Genomic DNA, 26,261 nt, shown 5'->3' with positions numbered 1-26,261 from the left:
GGCGTTCGGCGTCGCCAGCGCCGCCGTGGTCCGGCGGCCGATCTGGGTGTTCCTCGGCGGGGCGGGCTGGCTGGTGTTCGTCGAGGGGCTGCTGGGAAAGCTGCGCGCGCCGCTGCCGTTCTCGGCGTTCCTCGACGGCACCGCCGGGGACCGGGCCGCCCTGCTGGTCCTGGCCGGATGGACGGCGACGGCGCTGGTCGCCGCCGGGTGGGGGGTGGGCCGGGACGTGACCGGCGAGTGACCGCCACAGGTGGACGTCGCCGGTGGAGTCAGCGGTCGCCGGCGGTCGCGCCGACGGGCTCGGCCTCGCCGGACGCGTCGGCCTGCTCCAACCGGCGGGCCCGCCGCCGCAGCCACCAGGTGCTGCCGAGGCCGGCGAGGACGGCGAGGACCAGCCCCGCCCAGGAGATGTCCTTGAGCCAGTGCTCGGCGGCCCGGCCGACGCTGTAGAGCAGGTAGGTGGTGCCGAAGGCCCAGACCAGGCCGCCGGCCGCGTTGGCCAGCAGGAACCGCCGGTACGGCACGTGCAGCGCGCCGGCGAGGGGGCCGGCGAGGATGCGCAGCAGCGCCACGAACCGGCCGAAGAAGACGGCCCACACGCCGTGCCGGGCGAAGCTCTGTTCGGCGCGGGCGAGCTGGGCGGGGCCGAGGTGTTTCGGAAAGCGCCGGCCGAGCCGGGCGAGCAGGGGTCGGCCGCCCCGGCGGCCCACCGCGTACCCGATGGAGTCGCCGACGATCGCGCCGAACGCCGCGGCGACGGCCACCCACTCGGGTTGCACGACGCCGGTGGCGGCGAGCAGGGCGGAGCTGACCAGGACGATCTCGCCGGGCAGCGGGACGCCCATGCTCTCCACGCCGATCACCCCGGCGACGATCAGGTAGACCGCGACCGGGGGCAGCGCGGTCAGCCAGTGCTGTACGTCGACCACGGCGCATCCCTTCAGGTCCGGCCTCGAACCCTACCCGGGTTGCCGGGGCGCGGCGGCCCCTCCGCCGCCGGGCCACCCGGGCGGGCGGTGCGGGCGCGTCCCGAAGCCTGGCGCGAGGTTGCGCGACTAGCAAGACGGACGTACGGTTTTGTTGAAACGGGAATCGCGGTAAGTGTCACCTAACCGGGGCGTCGCCCCGGCCGGTGCGACAGACTGCTCAGGACTACTCACGGTCGCTGGTGTGAAGGAGTACGACGTGGCGAGCCTCGACACCTTCGGTGCGAAGACCCAGCTACGCGTCGGAGACGCGAGCTACGAGATTTTCAAGATCAGCAAGGTGGAGGGGCACGAACGGCTCCCCTACAGCCTGAAGATCCTGCTGGAGAACCTGCTGCGGACCGAGGACGGCGCGAACATCACCGCCGACCACATCCGCCAGCTCGGCGGCTGGGACGCGACCGCCGACCCGAGCGTGGAGATCCAGTTCACCCCGGCGCGGGTGCTGATGCAGGACTTCACGGGCGTACCCTGCGTGGTCGACCTGGCCACCATGCGCGAGGCGGTCCGCGACCTCGGCGGCGACGCCACCAAGGTCAACCCGCTCGCGCCCGCCGAGCTGGTCATCGACCACTCGGTCATCGCCGACCTGTTCGGCCGTGAGGACGCCTTCGAGCGCAACGTCGAGCTGGAGTACGAGCGCAACAAGGAGCGCTACCAGTTCCTGCGCTGGGGCCAGACCGCGTTCAACGAGTTCAAGGTCGTCCCGCCGGGCACCGGCATCGTGCACCAGGTCAACATCGAGTACCTGGCCCGCACGATCATGGAGCGCGGCGGCCAGGCGTACCCGGACACCGTCGTCGGCACCGACTCGCACACCACGATGGTCAACGGCCTGGGCGTGCTGGGCTGGGGCGTCGGCGGCATCGAGGCCGAGGCCGCGATGCTCGGCCAGCCGGTCAGCATGCTGATCCCCCGGGTCGTCGGCTTCAAGCTGCACGGCGAGATGCCCGCCGGCACCACCGCCACCGACCTGGTGCTCACCATCACCGAGATGCTGCGCAAGCACGGCGTCGTCGGCAAGTTCGTCGAGTTCTACGGCCCCGGCGTGAGCGCCGTGCCGCTGGCCAACCGGGCCACCATCGGCAACATGTCGCCCGAGTACGGCTCCACCGTGGCGATCTTCCCGATCGACGCCGAGACCGTCCGCTACCTGGAGCTGACCGGGCGCGACCCGCAGCAGGTCGCGCTCGTCGAGGCGTACGCCAAGGAGCAGGGCCTCTGGCACGACCCGGCCGCCGAGCCGGACTACTCGGAGCGCCTGGAGCTGGACCTGGGCACCATCGAGCCGTCCCTCGCGGGCCCGAAGCGCCCGCAGGACCGGGTGCCGCTGGGCAGCGCCAAGACGCTGTTCCGCTCGGCGCTGACCGACTACGTGGCCGCCGACGCCACCGGCCGCAAGCCCGGCGTGCCGCAGCAGGAGAAGCCGCTCGGCACCGCCGGCCCGGCCGACGAGGCGTCCGCCGAGTCCTTCCCGGCCAGCGACGCCCCGGCCAACGGGGTCAACGACCCGGCCGACGCGCCGCGCGACCTGGTCACCGCCGCCGTGGGCGCGGGCGGCCGGGCCAGCAACCCGGTGCGCGTCACCGGCACCGACGGCGTGGAGTACGAGCTGGACCACGGCGCGGTGGTGATCGCCGCGATCACCTCCTGCACCAACACCTCCAACCCGCAGGTGATGATCGGGGCGGCGCTGCTGGCCCGCAACGCCGTCGACAAGGGCCTGGCCCGCAAGCCGTGGGTGAAGACCACCCTCGCGCCGGGCTCGAAGGTCGTCATGGACTACTACGACCGCGCCGGCCTCACGCCCTACCTGGAGAAGCTCGGCTTCAACCTGGTCGGCTACGGCTGCACCACCTGCATCGGCAACTCCGGCCCGCTGCCGGAGGAGGTCTCCGCCGCCGTCAACGAGGGCGACCTCGCCGTCGTCTCGGTGCTCTCCGGCAACCGCAACTTCGAGGGCCGGATCAACCCGGACGTAAAGATGAACTACCTGGCGTCCCCGCCGCTGGTGGTGGCGTACGCGCTGGCCGGCACGATGGACATCGACCTGGCCAACGAGCCGATCGGCGAGGACAGCGCGGGCGAGCCCGTCTACCTGCGCGACATCTGGCCCAACAGCGCCGAGATCCAGGACGTCATCGCCCAGGCGATCGGCGCGACCGGCTTCAGCGCCGCGTACGCCGACGTGTTCGCCGGCGACGAGCGGTGGCAGTCGCTGCCGACCCCGACGGGCGACACGTTCGCCTGGGAGGGCGAGAGCACCTACGTGCGCAAGCCCCCGTACTTCGAGGGCATGCAGCAGGAGCCGACCCCGGTGCAGGACATCGCCGACGCGCGGGTGCTGGCCAAGCTGGGCGACTCGGTCACCACCGACCACATCTCCCCGGCCGGCTCGATCAAGGCCGACTCCCCCGCCGGGAAATACCTGGCCGAGCACGGCGTGCCGCGCCACGAGTTCAACTCGTACGGCTCGCGCCGGGGCAACCACGAGGTGATGATCCGGGGCACGTTCGCCAACATCCGGCTGCGCAACCAGCTCGTGCCGGGCGTCGAGGGCGGCTTCACCGTCAACCACCTCACCGGCGAGCAGACCACCATCTACGACGCCTCCACCGCCTACCAGGAGGCGGGCGTCCCGCTGGTCATCCTGGCCGGCAAGGAATACGGCTCCGGCTCGTCGCGGGACTGGGCGGCCAAGGGCACCATGCTGCTCGGCGTGCGGGCGGTCATCGCCGAGTCGTACGAGCGGATCCACCGGTCGAACCTGATCGGCATGGGCGTCCTGCCGCTGCAGTTCCCGGTGGACACCACCGCCGAGTCGCTGGGCCTGACCGGCACGGAGACGTTCTCGATCAGCGGCGTGACCGCGCTGAACGACGGCGAGACCCCGCGCACGGTGAAGGTCAGCACCGACACCGGCGTCGAGTTCGACGCGGTGGTGCGCATCGACACCCCGGGCGAGGCGGACTACTACCGCCACGGCGGCATCCTGCAGTACGTCCTGCGCCGCATGATCGCCAGCTGAGCGTAAGGAAGGGCCCCTTGTTAACAGACGTCTGTTAACAAGGGGCCCTTCCTTGCATACGGTCAGCCGCCGGCGGCGCGGCGGCGGGACTCCCGGATCTTCAGCGCGTGCTCCATCAGCGTGATGAGCACCTCCTTGCTCGACTCCCGCTGGCGCGCGTCACAGAGCAGCACCGGCACCCCCGGGTCGAGGTTGAGGGCGGCCTGCACCTCGTCGAGCCGGTAGCGGCGGGCGCCCTCGAAGCAGTTCACCGCGACCACGAACGGGGTGCCGCGCCCCTCGAAGTAGTCGATCGACGGGAAGCAGTCGGCCAGCCGCCGGGTGTCGGCGAGCACCACCGCGCCGAGCGCGCCGAGCGCCAGCTCGTCCCAGACGAACCAGAACCGGTCCTGACCCGGCGTGCCGAACAGGTAGAGCACCAGGTCGTCGCTGATCGTGATCCGGCCGAAGTCCATCGCGACGGTGGTGGTCGTCTTGCCCTCCACCCCGGACAGGTCGTCGATGCCGACCCCGGTCTCGGTGAGCACCTCCTCCGTCCGCAACGGTCGCGTCTCGCTGACCGCACCGACCATCGTGGTCTTGCCGACGCCGAAGCCGCCCGCGACCAGGATCTTGATCGCGGTGGGCAGCGGCACGGCTCCCGCCGGCCGCTCAGAGGGCCCGTAGTCCATTGATAACCGCCTCGAAGATGCTGTCGTCGGGAAGGCCCGCAGTCGTCCGCGGCTCGCGTACCTGCACGAGGTCGCGCGCCATCAGGTCGCCGAGCAGAACCCGGATCGTACCCACCGGCAGGTCCAGATGGGCGGCGACCTCCGCCACGGACTGGATCCGCTGGCAGAGCGCGACGATGGCCAGGTGCTCCGGGCCCAGCCCGACCTCCGGCGACACCTCCGACCGGGTGGCCGTCACCAGGGAGATCAGGTCGAACGTGCCGGTGACCGGGCGCGCCCGGCCACCGGTCACCGCGTACGGTCGGACCACCGGCCCGGCGTGGTCGTCGACCCACCGTTCCTCCGTGGACTCCCCCGGCACCGTCATGGCGGCTACTTCTCGCCGACCGGCTGCTCGGGAAGCCGGGTCGGGGAGGCCACGTACTTGCCGACCCGGGTCACCAGCATGGCCATCTCGTAGGCGATGAGGCCGACGTCGGCGTCCTCGGAGGCCAGCACCGCGAGGCACGCGTTGCGGCCGGCGGCGGTGACGAACAGGAACGACGACTGCATCTCGATGATGGTCTGCTGCACCTGGCCGCCGCCGAACCGCTTCCCCGCGCCCCGGGCCAGGCTCTGGATGCCGGCCGCCATCGCGGCGAGGTGCTCCCCGTCGTCCCGGCTCAGGCCCTGCGACGAGGCCATCAGCAGGCCGTCTGTGGAGAGCGCGACCGCGTGCTCGGCCTGCTTCACCCGGCCGACCAGGTCATCCAGCAACCACGTCAGATCGGCACTCGAAGCCGTCTTCTGCCCCACTCGTCGTCCTCTTCTCCCCCGGCTGGTGTCGCCGTTTGTCGTCTGGGACCTGCCGTCCCGCCACGGGCGCGGGTCGTCCGCGCCGCCCTCACGTCGCCTCGTGCTCGTCCTCAGGTCGCCTCGTGCCCGTCGGCGTCGTCGCCGGAACCGCCGGTGGGTTCCGCGCCGCCGGCACCACCGAGCAGGCGGGCCGCGTCGGTGCGGCCCCGTCGGGTGCCGCGCTGGTAGGAGCTCATCATCTTGAGGACCTGCTCCGGCACGCGGACCGTGTCCTCCTCCTCGTCGGGCTGCGCGGCCGGGTCCTCGCGCAACTCCGGCACGATGTTGGCCTGTCGCACGCGCACGGGCAGCCCGGTGCTGGTCCGCTGCACCGGCGCGGGCGCCGGGGCGGGGGTGTCGGGCGCGGTCTCGCCGTCGGTGGTGGTCCCGTCGGGCCGCTCGGCCGGCTCCGGGCGCTCCACCGTGGAGCCGGGTGCCGCACCGCCGCCGGCCGGCCGGGGCGTGGTGATCGGGAGCCCGGTCGGCACGGTCGGCGCGTCCAGCGCCGACTGCCCGGCGGGACGCCGTGGGCGTACCGGAAGCTCGGTCTCCCCGCCCGGGGCGGCCGGTGCCGGGCCGGCGGTGCGGGGCCGGGCGCGGGTGGGCAGGCCCGGCGTGCCGTCGTCCTCGACGGACGGCCCGGCGGCCGGGGCCGTCGGGGCCTCCGCCAGGGCCACCGGTGCGACCGGGCGGGCCGCCGGCCGGTCGCCCGACGGGCCCGGCCGGGCCGCCACGACCGGCGCGGACGGGTCGGTCCTGCCGGTGCGCCCGGGTCCGCCGGCCCCACCGGAGTCGGTCACCAGCTCCGCCGGGATCAGCACGACCGCGGTGGTGCCCCCGTACGCCGACTCCTTCAGCTGCACCCGCACGCCGTGCCGGTCGGTGAGGCGGCTGACCACGTAGAGGCCGAGCCGGGCGGCGTTGGCCAGGTTGAGTTCGGAGCGGTCCACGATCCGGTGGTTCGCGGCGGCGAGGTCCTCCTCGCTCATGCCGAGGCCCCGGTCCTCGATCTCGATGACGAAGCCGTTGGCCACGGCCTGGCCGCGCACCTCCACGGTGGTGTGCGGCGGCGAGAACGACAGCCCGTTCTCGATCAGCTCGGCCAGCAGGTGGATGATGTCGCCGACCGCCCGGCCCGCCAGCGAGACGTTGCCCAGCGGCAGCACGTTGACCCGGGTGTAGTCCTCCACCTCGGCGACCGCGCCGCGGACCACGTCGACCATCGGGACGTTGCGCCGCCAGGCCCGGCCCGGCGTGGAGCCGGAGAGCACGATCAGGTTCTCGGCGTTGCGCCGCATCCGGGTGGCGAGGTGGTCGACCCGGAACAGGTCCTCCAGTTCCTCGGCGTCCTGCTCCCGGCGCTCCATCGCGTCGAGCAGGGTGAGCTGGCGGTGCACCAGCGCCTGCGTGCGCCGGGCCAGGCTGAGGAAGACCTCGCGGACGTTGCGGCGCAGCTCCGCCTGCTCGACGGCGGTACGCAGCGCGGTCTCCTGGACCGCGTTGAACGCCTTGCCCACCTGGCCGACTTCGTCGTCGCCGAACTCCAGCGGTGGGGCCTCCCGGGCCACGTCCACGTCCTCGCCGTGACCGAGCCGCTCCACCACGCTGGGCAGCCGGTCGTTGGCCAGGGTGAACGCCGCGTCGCGCAGCCGCTCCAGCTGCCGCAGCAGCACCCGGGCGGTGGTGATCGACACGATGATCGACGCGACGACGGCGAGCAGGCCCAGGCCCGTGGCGAGCACCAGGCGGATGATCACCGTGACGGCGACCGGGGTGGCCCGCTCCACCACGTCGTCGCCGCCGGCGATCACGACCTCGCTCCACTGGGCCAACGCGGGTGCCACCGCCGCGTCCCAGTCGGCGGCCTCGAAGCCCAGCCGGGGGTCGGCGCCCCGGCCCTCCAGGATGCCGTCCTCCAGGTCGCGCAGGTTCTCGAACGCCTCGCCGCCGACCATCGCGTCGTAGCGTTCCCGGTCGGCGGCGGGCAGCCGGCTCACCGCCAGGTCGGCCGCGAACCGCTGCGCGCCGATGAGCTGGGCGAGCTGGGACCGTTCCGCCGCGGTCATCCGTCCCGCCGAGAGCGCGCCGGTGAGCATGGCGTCCTCCTGGGACAGCAGCTCACGGGCGCGGTTGAGCTCGATCAGGGCGGTGGTGTCCTCGCCCACCTGCTGGTCGTCGAGGAGGCCGAGGGCCGAGTAGACGTCGAAGATGGACCGCACCACCTGCCCGTACGCGGCGAGGGTCGACGACCGGTCGACGCTGCGGGCGTCCACCCCGGAACGGGTCTCGCCCAGCCGGGACAGCTGCCCGTAGACCGCGTCGAGGCGCTGCTTCAGCGTGTCGCTGGCGGCGACGGTGGCCCGCCAGCTGCTGGACGACTCGCGGAACGTCGACGCCAGCTCGTCGGTGCGCCGCCGTTCCGCGCCGAGCGCCTCCCGCCGCGTCTCGTCCGGCCGCCCCAGGTAGGCCAGCGACAGCTTCCGTTCCCGCTGGAGCTGGAGCACCAGCGCCTCGCTCGGCTCGGACACCGACTCGTTGAGCGCCTGCACCCCGAGCAGGTTGGCGCCGTCCCGCAGGGTCACCCACGCCGCGAAGGCCCAGAGCGCGACGAGCGACGCCAGCAGAGCGACGATTTTCGTACGGAGATTCGTACTGCGGGAACGCATCACACCGTCCTGGCCGGCTGTTCGGGGGGCTGCCGGAGCGCGTGTGGCCGGTACACCGTCGACCACGCGCGCACGCTAGCAGTGTCGGTTTGTTCACTCAAGCGGCACTGATCAAGGGGGTCCTGCCGTACCCGGGCCCGGTGAAGGCGTCACCAGAGGCCCCGGCGCGGACGAGATGACGGGCCGCGGCGACGGCGGCGCGGACGATCACGACGGGGCGGTAGAGGTCCTTGTCGTGCCAGAGCGCGGGCGCGCCGTCGCGTCCCTCCATCGTGGCCAGGTAGCGCCGTGCCCGCCCCAGCGCCGCCTCGACGGTGGCCGGCGCGGCGGACCGGGCGGCGCGCAGGGCCTGCACCGCGTACGCGGTCTCCTCGACCGTGCCGCCCCACCGCCCCCAGGAGCCGTCGGCGCGCTGCCCGGCGAGCACCCAGTCGGCGGCCCGGGTCACCGCGCCCACGGCGGCCGGGCCCCGGCCGTGACCGGCCAGGGCGAGCACCACGCAGCTCGTGGCGTAGTAGGGCGAGGCGTGCCAGCGGTCGGTCCACGCCCCGTCGGACGACTGCCGGTCGGCGAGCCAGCGGGTGAGCCGCCGCGTCACGGCGGTGAGCCGGGCGTCGGCCGGCGCGCGGTGGGCCAGGTGCCAGCCGAACGCGTCGAGCACGTGGGCGTTGGTGGTGACCGACGCGCCGTCCTCCCCCGGCCAGGTGCAGAAGTGCTCGCCGGTGTCGTACCCCCAGAGGCTGGCCGGGTCGACGGGGCGGCCGAGGCGGGCCAGCGCGTAGAGGGTCACCGCCGTGGTGTCGGCGTCGGCGGGCAGGCCGGGCGCGGTGGCGGTGCCGGCGGGGCCGACGGTGGCCGCGAGCCCGGCGAGCAGCCGGGGCGGCACGGGCAGCGTCATGCCCGCCCGGCTCAGGGTGCTCAGCGACCAGGCCCGTTCGAAGACGGTGATCCCGGTCGCGCACGGCACCGGGCCGCCCTGCTGGCGGGCCACGTCCTCCAGGTAGGACACCGCGGCGGCGGCGCCGGGCCCCGGCCCGGGCCCACCGAGCCAGGCGGCCGTCGCCGCCGGGGACGCGCCCACGGTGCCGGGCCCGACCGGGGTCACCCCGGCGGCCCGGCGGGCCGCCGGGCCGGCCACCTCCAGGGCGTGCAGCAGCTTCTCCGGCAGCGGGCCGCCCGAGGCGACCAGCGCGCGGACCCGGTCGAGCCGGGTGTGGTCCAGCCCGGACGGCAGGGGCAGCGGGCCGGCGTCGCGCCAGGCGGCGAGGCCGGGCGGCGGGTCGGCGCGCACCGCGTCGAGGTGCGCGGCGACCGCGCCGACCAGCGCCGGGACGGTCAGGTCGGTGGCCGGCAGGTCGGGCGCGGAGAACGGGGCCGGGCCGGCGAGCCACCGGTGCAGGGCCCGCAGCCCGCCGTCGACGGCCCGGCCCAGCCGCTCGGCGGCGCGGGCGCCCGCGAGCACGTCGGCGTCCCGGCGGCGCAGCGCGGTCAGCAGTGCCTCGGTGGCGCTCAGCGTCGGCACCAGGGCGTACCCCTGCGGGCCGCCCCACGCGCCGTCGGGACGCTGGCCGGCGAGCAGGTACGCGACCCGCTCGGCGTGGTGCGTCAGCCACGGCGCGAGGCTGACCAGGCGCGCCGTCTCGTACACCGACGCGGAGGACTGCCCGCCCGGGGTGAGGGTCATCGCGGCGACCAGCTCGCGGGCGTCCGCGGCGGACTCCGGATCCCGGGCCGGCCGGTCGGCGCGGCCGCAGGCGGCGGCCCGCTGCCGGGCGAGCGTCACCGCCGCCCCCGGAAGATCGTCACCGCTGCCCCCAGAAGTCGGCGGAGCGGTAGAAGCCGCTGCTGAATCCGATCTGCCGGGCCAGGTACGCCGCCTGGAGCGGGCAGCCGCCCGACAGCGGGGCCAGCAGCTCGGTGCACCGCTCGACCAGCTCGACGATGCGCTGGTCGACCTCGGCGCGGTCGTCGACCAGCAGCAGCGCGTTCAGGTCGCCCCATTCGAGGTCCCGCTCGTAGGTGGCGAGGTCGTTGACGAGCCGCAGCACCCGCTGCACCTCGTCGCTGACGGTCACCAGCCGGTCCAGCCGCCGGTGGGTCTCCGCGTCGCCCGTCCAGATCCAGTGCGCGACGTTGACCACGGTGCAGGCGAGGTTGTCGGCGTTGGCGAGGTATTCGGTGAAGCCGGGCAGCGGCGCGCCGTCGCGCTCCCGCGCGGTCTTCCACTCCCACTCCCGGGCCATCGCCGTCACGGTGCGGCGCACCGCCGCCCGCCAGGCACCGCCCAGCTCGGCGAAGGCCGGCACCGCCGCGAGGTCGTCGCGCAGCTCGGCGAGCAGGCGGCCGAGCGGGTCGTCGGCGTCGGGGCTGGCCCCCTCGACGACCGCGAGGGCGCCGGCCACCACCCGGTCGACGTCCGCCCGGGACTTCGCCAGGTAGTCGATCCGCCAGTCGAGGGCGAAGCCCCAGAGCACCATCCGGTTGGTCAGCCGCAGCTGCTCGGCGGTGCACCAGGGTGCGCCGAAGGCGATGGCCAGGGCGATGTTGCTGAACAGCGCGGCGTCGAAGGCCCGGCCGGCGAACAGGTCCGGGTAGCGGGCCGCCTGCCGTTGCAGGTCGCGCTGCCCCTGCGCGGCGAGCGCGCAGATGCGGCCCTGCTCGGCGGCGGCGGAGAGCTGGTCGGGCAGCACCGTGGACGGTGGCGTGACGACGTTCACGCGACGGCCCCGGTGCGGGCGGGGCGCACGTCCAGCTCCACGCGGTCCCGCGTGCGCAGGGCGGCGGCGAGCTGCACGGCGGGCAGCCGGGGGCTGCGCACCCGCAGCCGGTAGCGGGCCAACAGGTTCGCCACGATGAGTTGCGCCTCCAGATAGAACAGGTGCATCCCCAGGCACTGGTGCGGGCCGCCGCCGAAGGGGAAGAAGGCGTAGCGGTGCCGGGCCCGGACCCGATCCGGGGTGAACCGCTCCGGGTCGAAGGCGCCGGGGTCGTCCCAGTAGCGGGCCAGCCGATGGGTGACCAGCGGGCTGACCAGCAGCGTCGCCCCGGCCGGCAGGCGTACGCCGCCGAGCGTCGTCGGCCGCAGCACCTGCCGGGGCGCCAGCCAGGCCACCGGGTAGAGCCGGATCAGCTCGTCGAGCACCATCCGGGTGTAGCGCAGCCGCGGCAGGTGCTCGGGGCCGACCGGGTGGCCGCCCGCCACCGAGTCGATCTCCTCCTGCAACCGGGCCGCGACCTCGGGCGCGCGGGCCAGGTGCGGCCAGAGCCAGGTCAGCACGTTGACGGTGGTCTCGGTGGTCACGGCGACCATGGCCACGGTGTCGTTGCGGACCTGCCGCTCGTCCAGCGGTCGGCCGTCGGCGGTGGCGCCGCGCCACAGCGTGGCGATGACGTCGTCGCCGTCGCTGCCCCGCGCCGACCGGACGATCGGCACCAGCACGTCGTCGATGCGCCGGGCGGCCTCGCGGAACGCCCGGTCGCCGGGCATCGGCAGCGCCAGCGGGACGAACGGCGCCAGCACCCGGGGGATCACCGAGGTGGCGATCGCGTCCTGCGCCCGGATGAGGCGCAGCGCGTCGGCGACCGAGATCCGGTCGCCGAAGAACGTCTCCATGATCGCCCGGCACACGATCCGGGCCTGCTCGGCGCCGATGTCGACGGGCCGGCCGGCGCGGGCCGGCGCGTCCAGCTCGGCGACCGCGTCGGCGATCGTGGCGGCCATCCGGTGCAGCACCGACTCGACCCGCCGGGCGGTGAACAGCGGCTGGAGGATGCGCCGGCTGTCCGACCACACGGGACCGTCGCCGAGGATGCCGTCGCCGAACAGCCGGCGCAGCGGGCCCCAGAACGCGCCGGCGCCGGACCGGCCGAAGTTGTCGGCCCGGTCGCCCAGCACCTGCTGCACGTGGTCGGGGTCGGTGACCAGGTAGGGCCGGAACGCGCCGACGTTGAGCCGGACCACCTCGCCGTCGGCCCGCTCGCCGAACCCGACGAGAGCGCGGACGGGGTCGCGGAGCAGGCCGGGCGCGACGTGCCGCAGCGGAACGGATCTCGCTCGCCGAGCACGGGTGGGGGCCGGGTGTGGGGTTACCACGTGTGGTGCACTCCCCTGATCAACTGTGCGTCGCGGAACGACCGTGGAAAGTAACGGTCCCGCCCGAGCATGCCATTGAGCAGGTCAACTTCTCCAGGGGAGAGAGGAATAATTTTCGCGGGCGACATTCCCCGCCGCCACAAGGGACCCGCCGCGGGCCTCCTACCTGGGCAGATCCCGCCGATACCGCCACTGCGCCGCGATCGTCCGGTAACCGAGCGTGGCATTGAGGCCGAGCATCGCGGCGTTGCCGGCGTCGTTGTTGGTCACCGAGTGCCGGAACCCGGCCGCCGCCGCCCGCCGCAGGGCGGCCTGCTTGACCAGCCGGGCCAGCCCCCGCCGGCGGTACGGCCGCCGGGTGCCGGTCATCCCGCACCGGTGGTCGTGGCGGCTGTCGGTCAGCCCCACCGTGAACGCGGCCACCTCGCCGTCCACCATGGCCACCGTGGTCAGCTCCCGGTCCAGGTCCGGGCGGTGCCAGTACGCCGCCAGCCAGTCCGCGTACGCGATCTCGTCCATGCCGACCTCGCCCGGCTCGTCGCGCGAGACGTCCAGATCGGCCTCGTAGAGCAGGCGCGGGTCGGGCAGGTCGGCGGCGGCGAGCAGCCGGACGCCGGGCCCCGGCTCCGGGGGCGGCGGCGCTGCGGCCAGGTCGCACCGCAGCAGCAGGGACCGCCGGCCCCGCCGGTAGCCGTGCCGCTCGGCGAAGGCCAGGTCCGCCGGGGTGTCGTCGACCATCGCGTACGCCGTGGTCGCGCCGAGCCCCGCGAGCCGCTGCTCGGCGGCGGCGAGCAGGGCCGCCCCCGCGCCCCGGCCGCGCCGCTCCGGCCGGACCGTCAGGTTGACGAAGCCCAGCCCCGGCTCCGCGCTCTCGTGCAGCAGCCCGGTGCGGGCCACCCCGGCCGGCTCCCCGTCGACCTCGGCCACCAGCGCGCCGAACCGCTCGGGGCCCTGCGCCCGGGCAGCCTGCCAGCGCAGCAGCTCCGGGGTGGCCAGCAGGTGCGGCAGGCCCGACCGCAGCACCTCGCTCACGGCGTCGGCATCGGCGTCGGCGAACGGCCGTACGGTCAGCGTCATCGCGTGGCAACGTACCGCAGCGTTCCGGGCTCCGCGACCCCGTCCGTCGGCCCGACGCGCGGGAGAAGCGGGCGCGGCCCGACCCGCTGTGCCAGGCTCAGGGGCATGGACGACAAGACCATCCTGAACCGGATCTCCGAACTGGTCGACGAGGAGCACCGGCTCCGCGCGGCCGCGCAGACGAAGGAGTCCGGCACCGCCGACGAGCAGGATCGGCTGCGCGACCTGGAGGAGTCCCTGGACCAGTGCTGGGACCTGCTGCGCCGGCGGCGGGCCGCCCGCCAGGCCCACGGCGACCCCGAGGCCCAGGGCGTACGCCCCGTGCCGGAGGTGGAGCGCTACCTCCAGTGACCGGCGGGGCGGCCGGCGACTGCGGGCCGCCCCGGGCCCGGTGCCCCCGGGCGGCCGACCCGGATGGGCACCGGGACCGGCCCGGTGCCCACCCGACGCGGCTCAGCGGATGCCGGCCTCGCGCAGCAGCAGCGCGGTCAGCGCCGCCGGATCGGTGTCGTCGGCCGGCAGGCCACGCGCGGTGAACCAGGCCCCCACCACCCGCACGTCGCGGGCCAGGAACTCGGGGCCCTGCGGGTTGGCCACCACGTCGACCACCTGCGGCAGGTCGATCATGACCAGCCGCCCCGCGTGCACCAGCAGGTTGTACGGCGACAGGTCACCGTGGGCGTAGCCGGCCCGGGCCAGCACCACCAGGGCGTCGACCAGTTGCTCCCACAGCGAGCGCAGCTCGGCCGGCTCGGGCCGGCACTGGGCCAGCCGGGGCGCGGCCAGCCCCTCGTCGGGGTCGCCGACGAACTCCAGCATCAGCTCGGTGCCGAGCAGTTGCACGGGGTACGGCACGGAGATCCGGCCGTGCTCCGCGCCGATCTCCCAGAGCCGGGAGAGGGCGGCGAACTCGGCGGCCGCCCACTGCCCGGCGATCATCTGCCGGCCGAAGGCGGTGCGCCCGGCCATCGCCCGGTTCTCCCGGGACCGGCGCACCCGGCGACCCTCCAGGTAGCCGGCGTCGCGGTGGAACAGCCGATGCTGGGCGTCGCGGTAGCGCTTGACCGCCAGCAGGCACGACCGGTCGGTCTCCGGCACAGCCCGGCGGACCAGGTGGACGTCCGCCTCCTTGCCGGTCTTGAGCACCCCGAGGTCGGTGTCCCGGGCGGCCAGCTCGGTGACGAGCCAGGCGGGATGCGGCTCGGGGCCGTGCACGGCCTGATCCCAGGTGGACCAGGCGTCGCCGCCGGGGGCGTCGTCGTCCGGACCCGGGTCCGGGTCGGTCAGGACCGGCTCGGCGGGCCGGCCACGCTTCAGGAACTGGGGTTCGTCGTCATCGAAGCGGCCCTTGCCGCGGCCACGGCGCCCGCGCGCCGGGAAGTCGTCGTCACGCACTGTGCTGGTGATCCCTTGATCGAGGCTGGTGAAGGCAGGTGGAAGAGCCCTGCGAAGACGGCCATGACCGACCTCCCCTCCTCGACCGGGACGACCCGGCTGCGCCCGACGCGCGGCACCATGCTGACCCACCCACCCCCACCCCGCAACCAATTAACCCCCGCTCCACCCCGCCGGCCCCCACCCCCACCCCCGCCGGCCCCGGTGATCAAGAGAAAAGCGTCAGAGTTGATCTCTACGGTGACGCGAACCTCTTGATCACCGAAGCGGGCCGGGCGTGAGCCCGGACCGGGGTGGGTGGGGGTGGGGGGTCGGGGGTGTCAGGCGGCGAGGACGGTGGCTACGGCGGCGATCAGCCCGTCGACGGTGAAGGTGGGGGCGAACCGGGTGTCCGTCCAGACCCGTCCCCGGTGCAGCCAGACGCTGGGCAGGCCCACTGCCGCCGCACCGCCGATGTCGGCCTCCGGACTGTCCCCCACCACCCACGCGCCGCGCAGCGGCATCCGGACCCGCCGGGCCGCCAGCGCGAAGATCCTCGGGTTGGGCTTGCTGACCCCGGCCTCCTCGGAGATGACCCAGTCGGCCACGTACCGGTCCAGGCCGGTGCGGCGGATCTTCGCGTCCTGCTGGCGGACACTGCCGTTGCTCACCACCACCGGCACCCAGCCGGCGTCGTCGGCGATCCGCAGGGCGCAGGCCACCAGCGGGTCGAGCCGGCTGTTGACCACCACCCCGTCGTGCAGTTCCTCCACCAGGTCCAGGGAGGAGATGAGCAGCCCGTACCGGTCGCGGATCGCGTCCGCCACGTCCCACCGGTCGGTCAGCCCGTCGGCGTCGATCGACACCAGCCAGTCGATGTCGGTGGCCGGCGCGCCGATGCCGTCCAGGAAGCGCTCACCCCAGGCACGGAACGACCCGGCCCGGTCGAGCAGGGTGTTGTCCAGATCCAGCAGGAGCAGCGGCACTCGGGCACCTTAAGGGAGACGGGCCGCCAGCCGACAGGGCCGGCAGGCACGGCGTCACCGGGCGATGGTAGCCGGCCACCCGTCGGCCGATCACGCATCGGGTCCCCGCCGGCACCACCCGTGGCCAGCGCCGGGCCACGGCAGAGCCGACGTCGGGGCCAGCGCCGGGGCCGGCGCCCCACGATCAGGCACGGCCACGTTGCCGGCACGTTACAAGCCGTACGTACGGTTTGCGTGGCGGCGGGCCACCTGACACGATCGTGCCGTGCCCAGAGTAAGTCAGGACCAGCTCGACGCCCGCCGGCAGGAGATTCTCGCCGCGGCGCGGGCCTGTTTCGCCCGGCACGGCTACGAGGGCGCCACCGTGCGGCGGCTGGAGGAGGCCACCGGCCTGTCCCGGGGCGCGATCTTCCACCACTTCCGGGACAAGGACTCGCTGTTCCTCGCCGTCGCCGAGGACGACGCGGCGGCCATGGTGGAGACGGTCGCCCGCAACGGCCTGGTCCAGGTGATGCGGGACCTGCTGGCCCGCGCCGTCTCCCCGGACACCACCGGCTGGCTGGGCAGCCAACTGGAGGTGTCCCGGCGACTGCGCACCGACCCGGCGTTCGCCCGCCGCTGGGCCGAACGCTCCGCCGCCATCGCCGAGGCCACCCGGGACCGGCTGGCACGGCAGCGGGAGGCCGGGGTGCTCCGCGAGGACGTACCCATCGACGTGCTGGCCCGGTTCCTCGAACTCGCCTACGACGGCCTGGTGCTGCACCTGGCGATGGGCCGCCCGGCCGGCGACCTCGGCCCGGTGCTCGACCTGGTCGAGGAGGCCGTCCGCCGCCGCTGACGGCCGCGTGGCGGGCCTGTCCCACAATGGGCCCGCGACCCCCTCGCGCGACAGGAGCAGCAGCATGAGAGTCCTCGCGGCGCCCGGTGACACCTGGGGCATCCCCGGGCCCACCTTCCTCGGTTTCTACCTGTTGGCTGGCCTCGTCGTCGTGATCGGCGCGATCGTCCACCGGCGGCGGGTCCTCGCCGGCCCGTCGTCCGTCGGCGGCGCCCAGCTCGGCCCCCAGCAGGTGGCCTACCTCAACGGCGGCAACCAGCTCGCGATCTGGACCTCGCTGGGCGGGCTGCGCGGCACCGGCGTCGTCGGCGTACGCACCGACCGGCGGCTCGCCGTCGGCGGCTCCCTGCCGGCGGGGGCGACCCCGCTGGACCGGGCGGTCCACCACGCCGCCAACCAGGGCCTGTACGCCCGCGAGCTGGGCCGCGACCGCTGGGTGCAGCAGGCCCTCGACCAGCTGCGCCAGGGCCTCGAACAGCAGGGCCTCGCGCTGAGCGCGGCCCGACGCCAGTCCGCCCAGCGCGGCTCGTTCCCGGTGTTCCTCCTCGTCCTGCTCGGCGGGTTCCGGATCTTCGCCGGGCTGTCCAACGGCCGGCCGGTCGCCTTCCTGGTGCTCGCCGTGATCCCCCTGGCCATCGCCTCCGCGCTGCTGGCCCGGGTGCCGTGGCGGACCAGGGCGGCCGAGCGGGCCCTGCGCGAGCTGCGCCGCACCAACGTGCACCTCGCCCCCGCCTCCGGCCCGGCGTACGCGACCTACGGGGCGGCCGGCGCGGCGATGGGCGTGGCCCTGTTCGGCACCGCCACCCTGTGGGCCATGGACCCGGGCTTCGCCGAGCAGGCCGAGATCCAGCGGCAGGCGCTGTCCGGCACCGGCAGCCCCTCGGTCGGCGGGTGCAGCGGCGGCTCGTCGGACAGCGGCAGTTCCTGCAGCGGCAGCTCGTGCAGCGGGGGCAGCTCCTGCGGTGGCGGCGGCTGCGGCGGGGGCTGCGGCGGATGACCGGCCCGGGTCCCACCGGCGTCGGGATCGGCTGGCGGCCCGAGATCGCCGGGTTCGTGGCCGAGCTGCCGGGGCTACGGTTCGTCGAGGTGGTGGCCGAGGCGGTCGCCCCGCACGGGCCGCCGCCGCCCGGCCTCGCCGCGCTGGTCGAGCGCGGGGTCACCGTCGTACCGCACGGGGTGAAGCTCTCTCTCGGCGGCGCGGAGCCGGTCGACCCGGCCCGGGTGGCCCACCTCGCGCGGGTGGCCGAGCTGGTCGGCGCGCCGCTGGTCAGCGAGCACATCGCGTTCGTGCGGGCCGGCGGCCTGGAGGCGGGGCACCTGCTGCCGCTGCCGCGCAGCCGGGAGGCCGTGGCGGCGGTGGTGGCCAACGTGCGCCGCGCCCAGGCCGACCTGCCGGTGCCGCTGGCGCTGGAGCCGATCGCGGCGCTGTTCGACTGGCCCGACGACGAGCTGGACGAGGCCGACTTCCTCACCGAGATCCTCGACGCGACCGGCGCGACGCTGCTGCTGGACATCGCCAACGTGCACGCCAACGCCCGCAACCGGGGCGCCGACCCGCTCGCCCTGCTGGACCGGCTGCCGCTGGACCGGGTGGCGTACGTACACGTCGCCGGGGGCGCCGAGCAGGGCGGCTTCTATCACGACACGCACACCGACCCGGTGCCGCCGGCCGTGCTCGACCTGATCGGCGAGCTGTGCGCCCGGCACCGCCCGCCCGCGCTGCTGCTGGAACGCGACGGCCACTGGCCGCCCGCGTCGGCGCTGCGGGCCGAGCTGGACGCGATCGCCGCGGCGTCCGGATACCCGGCGGTGACGTGAGCGCGCCAGGGGGCGGTGGCGACGTGATCGCGCCCGGCGCCGGCGGCGGCGACCTGGCCGCCCGGCAGGCGGAGCTGGTGGCGGCCCTCGTCGCCGGCGGGCCGCTGCCGGCCGGGTTCGCCCCGGCCCCCGTCGACGCCGCCCGCTGCGCCCTGCTGCGCAAGCGGGCCGGCGACGTGGCCCGGCACTGGCCGCTGCTGGCCGCCGGCCTCGGCGACGCCTGGCCGGCGACGTTCGCCGGCTGGGCCGACGGCCGGCCCACCAACGGCTCGCTGCGCGACGGCTGGGACCTGGCCCGCGAGCTGCACCGCCGGGGCGAGCTGCCGCCGCTGGGCGCGGAGGAGCTGGCGGTGCGGGAGGCGGTCAGCCGCTACGACGGCGCGACACCGCCGCGACCACGCCGCCTGCCGGCCCTGGCCCGCGCCGGCGGCGCCGTCGCGGTGCGGCTCGCCGGCCGGGTACGCCTGCTGCGTCCGGCCCGCCGGTAGCCGCCCGGCCCACCGGTGGCCGCCCCCACCGGCGTACGGCAGGATCGGCGCATGGATCTGGGACTCACCGACCGGGTGTACGTGCTGACCGGGGCCTCCCGGGGGTTGGGCTTCGCCACCGCCGAGTGCCTCGTCGCCGACGGGGCGCGGGTGGTCGTCTCCGCCCGGGCCCCCGAGCAGGTGGCGGAGGCGGTACGGCGGCTCGGCGGCCCCGAGCGGGCGATCGGGCTGGCCGGCGACCTGAGCGACCCGGCCACCCCGCAGCGGCTGGTCGCCGCCGCCCGGGAACACTTCGGCCGGCTCGACGGCGCGCTGGTCTCCGTCGGCGGGCCGCCGCCGGGCACCGCGGCGGGTACGACCGACGCGCAGTGGCGCGAGTCCTTCGAGACGGTCTTCCTCGGCACCGTCCGCACCGCCCGCACGGTCGCCGAGGCGCTGACCGACGGCGGCGCGATCGGGCTGGTCCTGTCCACCTCGGCCCGCGCCCCGCTGGCCGGGCTGGGCATCTCCAACGGGCTGCGCCCCGGCCTGGCCGGGGTGGCCAAGGACATGGCCGACGAGTACGGCCCGCGCGGCGTGCGCGTGCTCGGGCTGCTCCCGGGGCGGATCATGACCGACCGCAACCGGCAGCTCCTGGCCGCCTCCGGGGACGCCGAGCGGGCCCGGGTCGAGGCCGAGGCGGGCATCCCGCTGCGCCGCATCGGCGAGCCCGCCGAGTTCGGCCGGGTCGCCGCGTTCGTCCTCTCCCCCGCCGCCGGCTACCTGACCGGGATCACCCTCCCGGTCGACGGCGGCGCGCTGCGCGGCCTGTGATGGCCGCCCCGACGGGTGGTCCCGGCGCGGCGGACCGCCTCGGCGGGCATGCCGGGGTGACCGGCGGGCCGGCAGGGGTGACCGGCGGGCCGGAGCGTCGCCGGCCGACGCGCGAGGAGCTGGCCGCGGCGGCGGAGCGGACCATCCCGGACGTCATCGGGCCGGGGCTGACCGTGCTCTTCGTCGGCATCAACCCGGGGCTGTGGTCGGCGGCCACCGGGTGGCACTTCGCCCGGCCGGGCAACCGGTTCTGGCCGGCCCTGCACCGGGGCGGCTTCACCCCCCGCCAGCTGCACCCGAGCGAGCAGGACGCGCTGCCCGGGTGTGGGCTGGGCATCACCAACATGGTGGCGCGGGCCAGCGCCCGGGCCGACGAGCTGACTGCGGGCGAACTGGTCGAGGGCGCGCGGATCCTGACGGCGAAGGTGCGCCGGCACCGGCCGGCGTGGGTGGCGGTGGTCGGGGTGACCGCGTACCGGATCGGGTTCGGCCGGCCGAAGGCGGCCTTCGGGCCGCAGCCGGAGCTGCTCGGCGACGCCCGGCTGTGGGTGCTGCCCAACCCGAGCGGGCTCAACGCCCACTTCACCGCCGAGACGCTGGGCGCGGCGTTCGGCGAGCTGCGCGCCGCCACCGCCGCGCCGGCCTGACCGGCGGGTGGGCACGCCGGCCACCGGGGTCAGTTCGCGGCGGCCGGGGGCATCGCCTCGTCGGCGACGTACGTGGCCATCGGCATGGTGATCACGGTCTCGGGGCCGGTCGCGTCCACGTACGGGGTGGGCGAGTCGGCCACCGCGAACTGGGTGCGGTACAGCTCGGCGTAGAGGCCGCCCACGGCGACCAGCTCCTCGTGCCGGCCCCGCTCGACGATCCGCCCCTCGTCGAGGACGAGGATCTGGTCGGCGTCGCGGACCGTGGAGAGCCGGTGCGCGATGACCAGCGCCGTACGCCCCGTCAGCGCCACCGCCAGGGCCCGCTGCACCGCCGCCTCGCTCTCCGAGTCCAGGTGCGCGGTCGCCTCGTCGAGGATCACGATCGACGGGGCCTTCAGCAGCAGCCGGGCGATCGCGATGCGCTGCTTCTCCCCGCCGGAGAAGCGGTAGCCCCGCTCGCCGACGGTCGTGTCGAGCCCGTCGGGCAGGGACCGCACCAGGTCGGCGACCTGCGCGCCGGCGAGGGCCGCCCAGATCTCGTCGTCGGTGGCGTCCGGCTTGGCGTAGCGCAGGTTCTCGGCGATCGTCTCGTGGAACAGGTGGGAGTCCTGGGTGACCACACCGATCTCGTCGCGCAGGGAGGCGAGCGTGGCGTCGCGCACGTCGACGCCGCCGACGAGCACTTGGCCGTCGGTGACGTCGTAGACCCGGGGGATCAGCATGGACAGGGTGGACTTGCCCGCACCGGACGGGCCGACCAGGGCAATCATCTGCCCGGGCTCGACGGCGAACGAGACCCCCCGCAGCACCGGCTCGTTGACGGTGCGGTCGAGGGTGGTGACCTCCTCCAGCGAGGCCAGGGACACCTCGGCGGCGGCGGGGTAGCGGAACCGCACGTCGCGGAACTCCACCCGGCCGTTGCCGCGCGGCACGGCGACGGCGTCCGGCTTCTCCGCGATGCCGGGACGCAGGTCGAGCACCTCGAAGACCCGGTCGAAGGAGACCAGCGCGCTCATCACGTCCACCCGGACGTTGGACAGCGCGGTCAGCGGGCCGTACAGCCGGGTGAGCAGCAGGGCGAGGGTGACCACGGTGCCGGCGCTGACGCTGCCGGTGACCGCGAGCCAGCCGCCGAGGCCGTAGGTCAGCGCCTGGGCCAGGGACGCGACCAGCAGCATCGCCACGAAGAACGTCCGCGAGTACATCGCGGACTGGATGCCGATGTCGCGGACCCGCTCGGCCCGGCCGGCGAACCGGCGCGCCTCCACCTCGGGCGCGCCGAACAGCTTGACCAGCAGCGCCCCGGCGACCCCGAACCGCTCGGTCATCGTGGCGTTCATGTTGGCGTTGAGGTTGTACGACTCGCGGGTGATGTCGGCCAGCCGCCGGCCGACCCGGCGGGCCGGGACGATGAAGATCGGCAGCATGACCAGCGACAGCACGGTGATCTGCCAGGAGAGGGTGAGCATCACCCCGGCGGTGAGCACGAGCTGGATGACGTTGCTGACCACCCCGGACAGGGTGGAGGTGAACGCCCGCTGGGCGCCCATCACGTCGTTGTTGAGCCGGCTGACCAGCGCGCCGGTCTGGGTGCGGGTGAAGAACTGCAACGGCATCCGCTGCACGTGGTCGTAGACCCGGGTGCGCAGGTCGAGGATGATGCCCTCGCCGATGCGCGCCGAATACCACCGCTGGACCAGCGAGAACAGCGCGTCGGCGACGGCGAGGACGGCGATGACCAGGGCGAGGCGGACCACGGTCGAACCGGCCTCCGCGCCGCCCCGGCTGATCGCGTTGATCACGTCGCCGGCGAGCACCGGGGTGGCCACGCCGATCACCGCGGCGATCACCACCGTGACCAGGAAGACGACGATGTCGCGGCGGTAGGGCCGGGCGAACTCGACGATCCGCCGGGCGGTGCCGCGGCTGAGCCGGTGGGCGGAGACCTCGTCCTGGTTGCGCATCGACCGGATCATGCTCCAGCCGGCCATGCCACCGTCGGACATCACGCGTCACCTCCGGGTCGTGGTCGGCTCGTGCCGTCAGGTCGATTGTCCCGACGGCTACGACAACCTTGGCCGTAAGCCGGTTCTTCCCGGAAAGTCCTTACCGTTCTTCCCACCGGGTGGTGGGCCGGCCCGCTGGCCGACGGTCCGGCTGTCCCCCCTGCCGAGGGTCCGGTTGGTGCCGCTGCCGAGGGGCCGGCTATTCGCCCCGGCCGGCGAGGTCACGGAGCCGGCGGGTCTGCGCCTCGCGCTCGGCCCGCTGCTGCTCGGCGTGGGACCGGCCGGCGGCACCGGCGAGCAGCGCCTTGATCTCCACCACCGCGTCCCGGGGGTGGGCGAGCAGCCCCGCGGTCAGGTCGCGCACCGTGGCGTCCAGCTCGGCGTTGGGCACCACCAGGGTGGCCAGGCCCAGCCGGTCGGCCTCGGCGGCGTCCATCCGCCGGCCGGTGGCGCAGATCTCCAGGGCGCGGGCATAGCCGACCAGCTCGACGAGGCGCTTCGTGCCGGCCAGGTCGGGAACCAGGCCGAGGGTCACCTCGGCCATGGAGAGCTTGGCGTCGGTCGCCAGCACCCGCAGGTCGCAGGCGAGCGCGAGCTGGAAGCCGGCGCCGATGGCGTGGCCCTGCACGGCGGCCACCGACACCACGTCGGGCCGGTGCAGCCAGGTGAAGCCGGCCTGGAAGTCGGCGATCCGGTCGGCGCACTCCTGCTCGGGCAGGGTCGCCAGCTCGGCGAACGAGCCGGGGCCGGACGCGCCGGCCACCGACAGGTCGAGGCCGGCGGAGAAGGCCCGCCCCTCGCCGCGCACCACGACGACGCGCACGTCGCCGGGCAGGTCACGGGAGAAGTCGCTCATCGCGCGCCACATCGCCGGGGTCTGCGCGTTGAGCACGTCGGGCCGGCACAACGTCACCGTCGCCACCGGCCCGTCGCAGTCGAGTCGTACCCCGACCGCGCCAGGGGTCACCGGGCGGCCCGGGGGACGGCGCTGATGGACGACGTCGGTGGGCGGGTCACGCCTTCTTGCGGCGCCGCGCGCCGCCGCGCTGACGCAGCTGCACGCCGGACTCGGTGAGCACCCGGTGGATGAACCCGTAGGAACGGCCGGTGGAGGCCGCGAGCGCCCGGATGCTCTCTCCGCCGGTGTACCGCTTTACCAGGTCCTTGGCGAGCGTCTGACGCTCGGCTCCGACGATCCGGCGACCCTTCTCAGTGCTGGTGGCTGTGCCAGTGGCTGCCATGCTGATTCCTCACGTCCCAGACTGTGCGGTTCGGATACGGTCCCACCTATTAGACCGCCTCGAACGATCATGCGCCAGATATCAACTATTCGCCAACCGACACGCTATGCATTGTCAGCTACCCGATAGGGTGACGTCGGCCGGTCGCCGTACCCCGTTCGGGCGGGCCGGGGCGGCGGGCGCGGCGGCCGTACCCTGCCTGGCGTGACCGACCTGATCGCGACCGCCGCCGGCGCGGCGCTGGTGTTCGCCGCCACCAACATCGACGACGTCGTGGTGCTGACCGTGCTGTTCGTGGCCGCCCGGAGCACCGGCCGACCCCGCCCCGGGCACATCGTCGCCGGGCAGTACCTGGGCATCGGCGCCCTGGTCGCCGCCGCCGCGGTCGCCGCCGCCGGGCTGCTCGTGGTGCCCGATCCGTGGACCGGGCTGCTCGGCCTGCTCCCGATCGCGCTCGGCGTGCGCGCCCTGCTGGCCCGCTCGGACGACGACGGGCCGCCCGCCGTGGTGGGCGGGCTGCTCGGTGTGGCCGGGGTGACCATCGCCAACGGCGCCGACAACATCGCCGTCTACGTGCCGGTGTTCCGCTCCCTCGCCCCGGCCGACGCCCTGGTCTGGCTGGTGGTGTTCGCGGCGCTGGTCGGCCTCTGGTGCGCCGTCGCCGCCGGCCTCGGCGGCCACCCGGCCGTGGTCCGGTGGGTCGGCCGGGTCGGCCACTGGCTGGTCCCCGTCGTCTTCGTCGCGATCGGCGCGCTGATCCTGGTCACCTCCGGGGTCCTCACCCGGCTGGGCGGCATCCTCGGCTGAGCGCGCCGAGGGCACGCACGGTGCAGAGAGTGACGGCCCACCGCAAAAGGCGCGGAAATTCCCATTTCGCCCGCAGCTCCGGCGGCCCCCTCCCGGAGCGGTAGCCGTCCGGGGGCTGCGGTCCGCGCTCCCGGGGCGGTCGCCGGGGCGCGCCGGCCGGTCAGGCCAGCTCGACCAGTTCGAGCAGGTCGTCGCTCCAGGCGTCCTCGTCGCCGTCGGGGAGCAGGATCGCCCGGTCCGGCTTGAGCGCCAGCACCGCGCCCGGGTCGTGGGTGACCAGGACGATCGCCCCCGGATAGCGGGCGATCGCGTCCAGCACCTGCTCCCGGCTGACGGGGTCGAGGTTGTTGGTCGGCTCGTCGAGCAGCAGCACGTTGGCGCCGGAGCAGACGAGGGTGGACAGGGCCAGCCGGGTCTTCTCCCCACCCGAGAGCACGCCGGCCGGCTTGTCGACGTCCTCGCCGGAGAAGAGGAACGCGCCGAGGATCTTCCGCAGCTCGGTGTCAGTCTGCTCGATCGCGGCGGCCCGCATGTTCTCCAGCACCGTCCGCTCCACGTCCAGGGTCTCGTGCTCCTGGGCGTAGTAGCCCAGCCGCAGCCCGTGCCCGGCGTGCACCTCGCCGGTGTCCGGATCCAGCAGGCCGCCGAGCATCCGCAGCAGGGTGGTCTTGCCCGCGCCGTTGAGGCCGAGGATGGCCACCCGCGACCCGCGGTCCACCGCCACGTTGACGTCGGTGAAGATCTCCAGCGACCCGTACGACTTGGACAGGCCGGTCGCCGTGAGCGGCGTCTTGCCGCACGGCGCCGGGTTCGGGAAGCGGACCTTGGCCACCTTGTCGGAGACCCGGACCTCCTCCAGCCCGGAGATCAGCTTCTCGGCCCGGCGGGCCATGTTCTGCGCGGCGACGGTCTTGGTGGCCTTGGCCCGCATCTTGTCGGCCTGGGCCATCAGCGCGCCGGCCTTCTTCTCGGCGTTGGCCCGCTCCCGGCGGCGGCGGCGCTCGTCGGTCTCCCGCGCCTCCAGGTACGCCTTCCAGCCCAGATTGTAGACGTCGACCACCGAGCGGGTCGCGTCGAGGAACCAGACCTTGTTGACCACCGACTCCAGCAGCGAACCGTCGTGGGAGATCACGATCAGCCCGCCCTTGTGGTTGGCGAGGAACCCGCGCAGCCAGGTGATCGAGTCGGCGTCGAGGTGGTTGGTGGGCTCGTCGAGCAGCAAGATGCCGCCGCCGTTCTCGCCGGCGTCGCGGAACAGGATCCGGGCCAGCTCGACGCGGCGACGCTGGCCGCCGGAGAGGGTGCCGATGGTCTGGGCGAGGGCCCGGTCGGGCAGGCCGAGGTTGGCGCAGATGCGGGCGGCCTCGGCCTCGGCCGCGTACCCGCCGAGGGCGGCGAACTGGTCCTCCAGCGCGCCGTAGCGGCGGACCAGCCGGTCGTCGGCGTTCTCGGCGAGCTGGGCCTCGACCTCCTGCATCTGGGCCATCAGCACGTCCAGCCCCCGGGCGGAGAGCACCCGGTCGCGGCCGGTGACCTCCAGGTCGCCCGTGCGCGGGTCCTGCGGGAGGTAGCCGATGGCGCTGCGCCGGTCGATCTGCCCGGCGTAGGGCTGCCCCTCCCCCGCGAGCACCTTCAGCGTGGTGGTCTTGCCGGCGCCGTTGCGGCCGACCAGGCCGATGCGGTCGCCCGGCTGCACCCGCAGCGTGGTGTCGGACAGCAGGATCCGGGCGCCGGCGCGCAACTCCAGGCCGGTGGCAGTGATCATGTCGGGGACTCGCTCTCGGGGTCTGGAAGGGCTGACTCAGGGCACGCGAAAGCGCCGGCGGGTCGATGTTCCCGTCGGCGCGGGGCGGTTCAGCCTTCGCAGCGCAGCACGGGGCAAGTG

24 protein-coding genes and 1 pseudogene are annotated in these 26,261 nt (G+C 74.7%); 10 read left to right on the top strand and 15 right to left on the bottom strand.

Annotated features, from left to right (window positions below):
- On the top strand, nucleotides 1-241 hold a 241-nt coding region (locus LPA42_RS28375; RefSeq protein WP_228986982.1), incomplete at its 5' end, for a hypothetical protein.
- A 28-nt stretch (nucleotides 242-269) separates the two neighbouring features.
- On the opposite strand, the gene LPA42_RS28370 is transcribed toward LPA42_RS28375, so the two are convergent.
- Complete coding sequence (locus LPA42_RS28370) at nucleotides 270-929, bottom strand: DedA family protein (RefSeq protein WP_077939196.1); 660 nt, start codon at nucleotides 927-929, stop codon at nucleotides 270-272.
- 241 nt (nucleotides 930-1,170) lie between these two features.
- On the opposite strand from LPA42_RS28370, the gene LPA42_RS28365 reads away from it, so the two are divergent.
- The gene (locus tag LPA42_RS28365; protein WP_077939195.1) at nucleotides 1,171-4,014 is read left to right on the top strand and encodes an aconitate hydratase; all 2,844 of its coding nucleotides are present in this window, start codon (nucleotides 1,171-1,173) and stop codon (nucleotides 4,012-4,014) included.
- Nucleotides 4,015-4,076: 62 nt separating this feature from the next.
- Here the strand turns inward: LPA42_RS28365 and LPA42_RS28360 are convergent, their stop codons facing one another.
- The 8 genes and pseudogenes from LPA42_RS28360 to LPA42_RS28325 form a co-directional block, all read right to left on the bottom strand.
- Nucleotides 4,077-4,685, bottom strand: a complete 609-nt coding sequence (locus tag LPA42_RS28360) for an ATP/GTP-binding protein (RefSeq protein WP_043967574.1) — start codon at nucleotides 4,683-4,685, stop codon at nucleotides 4,077-4,079.
- Nucleotides 4,666-5,052: a DUF742 domain-containing protein gene (locus tag LPA42_RS28355; RefSeq protein ID WP_043967572.1), complete on the bottom strand. Its 387-nt coding sequence runs from the start codon at nucleotides 5,050-5,052 to the stop codon at nucleotides 4,666-4,668. The genes LPA42_RS28360 and LPA42_RS28355 overlap by 20 nt, the downstream gene beginning before the upstream one ends.
- 5 nt (nucleotides 5,053-5,057) lie before the next feature.
- On the bottom strand, nucleotides 5,058-5,480 hold the full coding sequence (locus tag LPA42_RS28350; RefSeq protein ID WP_007072006.1) for a roadblock/LC7 domain-containing protein: 423 nt from the start codon (nucleotides 5,478-5,480) through the stop codon (nucleotides 5,058-5,060).
- A 110-nt stretch (nucleotides 5,481-5,590) separates the two neighbouring features.
- The gene (locus tag LPA42_RS28345) at nucleotides 5,591-8,185 is read right to left on the bottom strand and encodes a nitrate- and nitrite sensing domain-containing protein (RefSeq protein WP_077939194.1); all 2,595 of its coding nucleotides are present in this window, start codon (nucleotides 8,183-8,185) and stop codon (nucleotides 5,591-5,593) included.
- 97 nt (nucleotides 8,186-8,282) lie between these two features.
- Nucleotides 8,283-9,991, bottom strand: a pseudogene (locus LPA42_RS34605) (prenyltransferase/squalene oxidase repeat-containing protein).
- Nucleotides 9,988-10,902 carry a terpene synthase gene (locus LPA42_RS28335; RefSeq protein WP_228986981.1) on the bottom strand — a complete coding sequence of 305 codons (915 nt, stop codon included), beginning with the start codon at nucleotides 10,900-10,902 and terminating at the stop codon, nucleotides 9,988-9,990. Before LPA42_RS28335 ends, LPA42_RS34605 begins: the two are co-directional and overlap by 4 nt.
- Complete coding sequence (locus tag LPA42_RS28330) at nucleotides 10,899-12,224, bottom strand: cytochrome P450 (protein ID WP_198956682.1); 1,326 nt, start codon at nucleotides 12,222-12,224, stop codon at nucleotides 10,899-10,901. The genes LPA42_RS28335 and LPA42_RS28330 overlap by 4 nt, the downstream gene beginning before the upstream one ends.
- A 216-nt stretch (nucleotides 12,225-12,440) precedes the next feature.
- The gene (locus LPA42_RS28325) at nucleotides 12,441-13,355 is read right to left on the bottom strand and encodes a GNAT family N-acetyltransferase (protein WP_077939192.1); all 915 of its coding nucleotides are present in this window, start codon (nucleotides 13,353-13,355) and stop codon (nucleotides 12,441-12,443) included.
- Between the two features lie 105 nt (nucleotides 13,356-13,460).
- Between LPA42_RS28325 and LPA42_RS28320 the strand changes: the two genes are divergently transcribed.
- Nucleotides 13,461-13,706 carry a DUF2630 family protein gene (locus LPA42_RS28320; protein WP_077939191.1) on the top strand — a complete coding sequence of 82 codons (246 nt, stop codon included), beginning with the start codon at nucleotides 13,461-13,463 and terminating at the stop codon, nucleotides 13,704-13,706.
- Nucleotides 13,707-13,808: 102 nt separating this feature from the next.
- Here LPA42_RS28320 and LPA42_RS28315 read toward each other — a convergent pair whose 3' ends face one another.
- Complete coding sequence (locus LPA42_RS28315) at nucleotides 13,809-14,750, bottom strand: serine protein kinase RIO (RefSeq protein WP_077939190.1); 942 nt, start codon at nucleotides 14,748-14,750, stop codon at nucleotides 13,809-13,811.
- Between the two features lie 320 nt (nucleotides 14,751-15,070).
- Nucleotides 15,071-15,715: an HAD family hydrolase gene (locus LPA42_RS28310; protein WP_043967562.1), complete on the bottom strand. Its 645-nt coding sequence runs from the start codon at nucleotides 15,713-15,715 to the stop codon at nucleotides 15,071-15,073.
- A gap of 265 nt (nucleotides 15,716-15,980) precedes the next feature.
- Between LPA42_RS28310 and LPA42_RS28305 the strand changes: the two genes are divergently transcribed.
- From LPA42_RS28305 to mug, 6 genes are all read left to right on the top strand, one after another.
- Complete coding sequence (locus tag LPA42_RS28305) at nucleotides 15,981-16,553, top strand: TetR/AcrR family transcriptional regulator (RefSeq protein WP_043967560.1); 573 nt, start codon at nucleotides 15,981-15,983, stop codon at nucleotides 16,551-16,553.
- A 64-nt stretch (nucleotides 16,554-16,617) separates the two neighbouring features.
- A complete protein-coding gene (locus LPA42_RS28300; RefSeq protein WP_077939182.1) occupies nucleotides 16,618-17,550 on the top strand; it encodes a TIGR04222 domain-containing membrane protein in 933 nt (310 codons plus the stop codon).
- Nucleotides 17,547-18,371 (top strand): DUF692 domain-containing protein, encoded by an 825-nt coding sequence (locus LPA42_RS28295; RefSeq protein WP_077939188.1) that lies wholly within the window; start codon nucleotides 17,547-17,549, stop codon nucleotides 18,369-18,371. Before LPA42_RS28300 ends, LPA42_RS28295 begins: the two co-directional genes overlap by 4 nt.
- Nucleotides 18,368-18,859, top strand: a complete 492-nt coding sequence (locus LPA42_RS28290; RefSeq protein ID WP_228986980.1) for a hypothetical protein — start codon at nucleotides 18,368-18,370, stop codon at nucleotides 18,857-18,859. The genes LPA42_RS28295 and LPA42_RS28290 overlap by 4 nt, the downstream gene beginning before the upstream one ends.
- Nucleotides 18,860-18,910: 51 nt before the next feature.
- Nucleotides 18,911-19,672, top strand: a complete 762-nt coding sequence (locus tag LPA42_RS28285; RefSeq protein WP_077939181.1) for an SDR family oxidoreductase — start codon at nucleotides 18,911-18,913, stop codon at nucleotides 19,670-19,672.
- Nucleotides 19,672-20,319, top strand: coding sequence for a G/U mismatch-specific DNA glycosylase (gene mug, locus LPA42_RS28280; protein WP_077939180.1), 648 nt, complete (start codon nucleotides 19,672-19,674; stop codon nucleotides 20,317-20,319). The genes LPA42_RS28285 and mug overlap by 1 nt, the downstream gene beginning before the upstream one ends.
- Nucleotides 20,320-20,348: 29 nt before the next feature.
- On the opposite strand, the gene LPA42_RS28275 is transcribed toward mug, so the two are convergent.
- From LPA42_RS28275 to LPA42_RS28265, 3 genes are all read right to left on the bottom strand, one after another.
- Nucleotides 20,349-22,328 (bottom strand): ABC transporter ATP-binding protein, encoded by a 1,980-nt coding sequence (locus tag LPA42_RS28275; RefSeq protein ID WP_077939179.1) that lies wholly within the window; start codon nucleotides 22,326-22,328, stop codon nucleotides 20,349-20,351.
- Between the two features lie 199 nt (nucleotides 22,329-22,527).
- Nucleotides 22,528-23,295, bottom strand: coding sequence for an enoyl-CoA hydratase/isomerase family protein (locus tag LPA42_RS28270; RefSeq protein ID WP_043967551.1), 768 nt, complete (start codon nucleotides 23,293-23,295; stop codon nucleotides 22,528-22,530).
- A 46-nt stretch (nucleotides 23,296-23,341) separates the two neighbouring features.
- The gene (locus LPA42_RS28265) at nucleotides 23,342-23,569 is read right to left on the bottom strand and encodes a helix-turn-helix domain-containing protein (RefSeq protein WP_007072022.1); all 228 of its coding nucleotides are present in this window, start codon (nucleotides 23,567-23,569) and stop codon (nucleotides 23,342-23,344) included.
- Nucleotides 23,570-23,773: 204 nt separating this feature from the next.
- Here LPA42_RS28265 and LPA42_RS28260 point away from each other — a divergent pair, with 204 nt between their 5' ends.
- Nucleotides 23,774-24,376: a cadmium resistance transporter gene (locus LPA42_RS28260; protein WP_228986979.1), complete on the top strand. Its 603-nt coding sequence runs from the start codon at nucleotides 23,774-23,776 to the stop codon at nucleotides 24,374-24,376.
- A gap of 160 nt (nucleotides 24,377-24,536) precedes the next feature.
- Here LPA42_RS28260 and LPA42_RS28255 read toward each other — a convergent pair whose 3' ends face one another.
- Entirely contained in the window at nucleotides 24,537-26,141 is a 1,605-nt protein-coding gene (locus LPA42_RS28255; protein ID WP_077939177.1) for an ABC-F family ATP-binding cassette domain-containing protein, read from the bottom strand.
- Nucleotides 26,142-26,261: the final 120 nt, after the last annotated feature.

Origin of the sequence: Micromonospora sp. DH13 (assembly GCF_020873825.1) — a bacterium.
In the GTDB taxonomy this organism is placed as follows: domain Bacteria; phylum Actinomycetota; class Actinomycetes; order Mycobacteriales; family Micromonosporaceae; genus Micromonospora; species Micromonospora haikouensis.
The sequence above is the reverse complement of the archived record's forward strand: the minus strand, read 5'-3'. Positions and strand labels throughout refer to the sequence as shown.

Excerpts from the sequence above, each read along its gene's own strand:
- LPA42_RS28360 (WP_043967574.1), bottom strand. The coding sequence starts at position 4,685 with ATGGACTACGGGCCCTCTGAGCGGCCGGCGGGAGCCGTGCCGCTGCCC.
- LPA42_RS28355 (WP_043967572.1), bottom strand. The coding sequence starts at position 5,052 with ATGACGGTGCCGGGGGAGTCCACGGAGGAACGGTGGGTCGACGACCAC.
- LPA42_RS28345 (WP_077939194.1), bottom strand. The coding sequence starts at position 8,185 with ATGCGTTCCCGCAGTACGAATCTCCGTACGAAAATCGTCGCTCTGCTG.
- LPA42_RS28325 (WP_077939192.1), bottom strand. The coding sequence starts at position 13,355 with ATGACGCTGACCGTACGGCCGTTCGCCGACGCCGATGCCGACGCCGTG.
- LPA42_RS28320 (WP_077939191.1), top strand. The coding sequence starts at position 13,461 with ATGGACGACAAGACCATCCTGAACCGGATCTCCGAACTGGTCGACGAG.
- LPA42_RS28300 (WP_077939182.1), top strand. The coding sequence starts at position 16,618 with ATGAGAGTCCTCGCGGCGCCCGGTGACACCTGGGGCATCCCCGGGCCC.
- LPA42_RS28295 (WP_077939188.1), top strand. The coding sequence starts at position 17,547 with ATGACCGGCCCGGGTCCCACCGGCGTCGGGATCGGCTGGCGGCCCGAG.
- LPA42_RS28285 (WP_077939181.1), top strand. The coding sequence starts at position 18,911 with ATGGATCTGGGACTCACCGACCGGGTGTACGTGCTGACCGGGGCCTCC.
- mug (WP_077939180.1), top strand. The coding sequence starts at position 19,672 with ATGGCCGCCCCGACGGGTGGTCCCGGCGCGGCGGACCGCCTCGGCGGG.
- LPA42_RS28275 (WP_077939179.1), bottom strand. The coding sequence starts at position 22,328 with ATGTCCGACGGTGGCATGGCCGGCTGGAGCATGATCCGGTCGATGCGC.
- LPA42_RS28265 (WP_007072022.1), bottom strand. The coding sequence starts at position 23,569 with ATGGCAGCCACTGGCACAGCCACCAGCACTGAGAAGGGTCGCCGGATC.
- LPA42_RS28255 (WP_077939177.1), bottom strand. The coding sequence starts at position 26,141 with ATGATCACTGCCACCGGCCTGGAGTTGCGCGCCGGCGCCCGGATCCTG.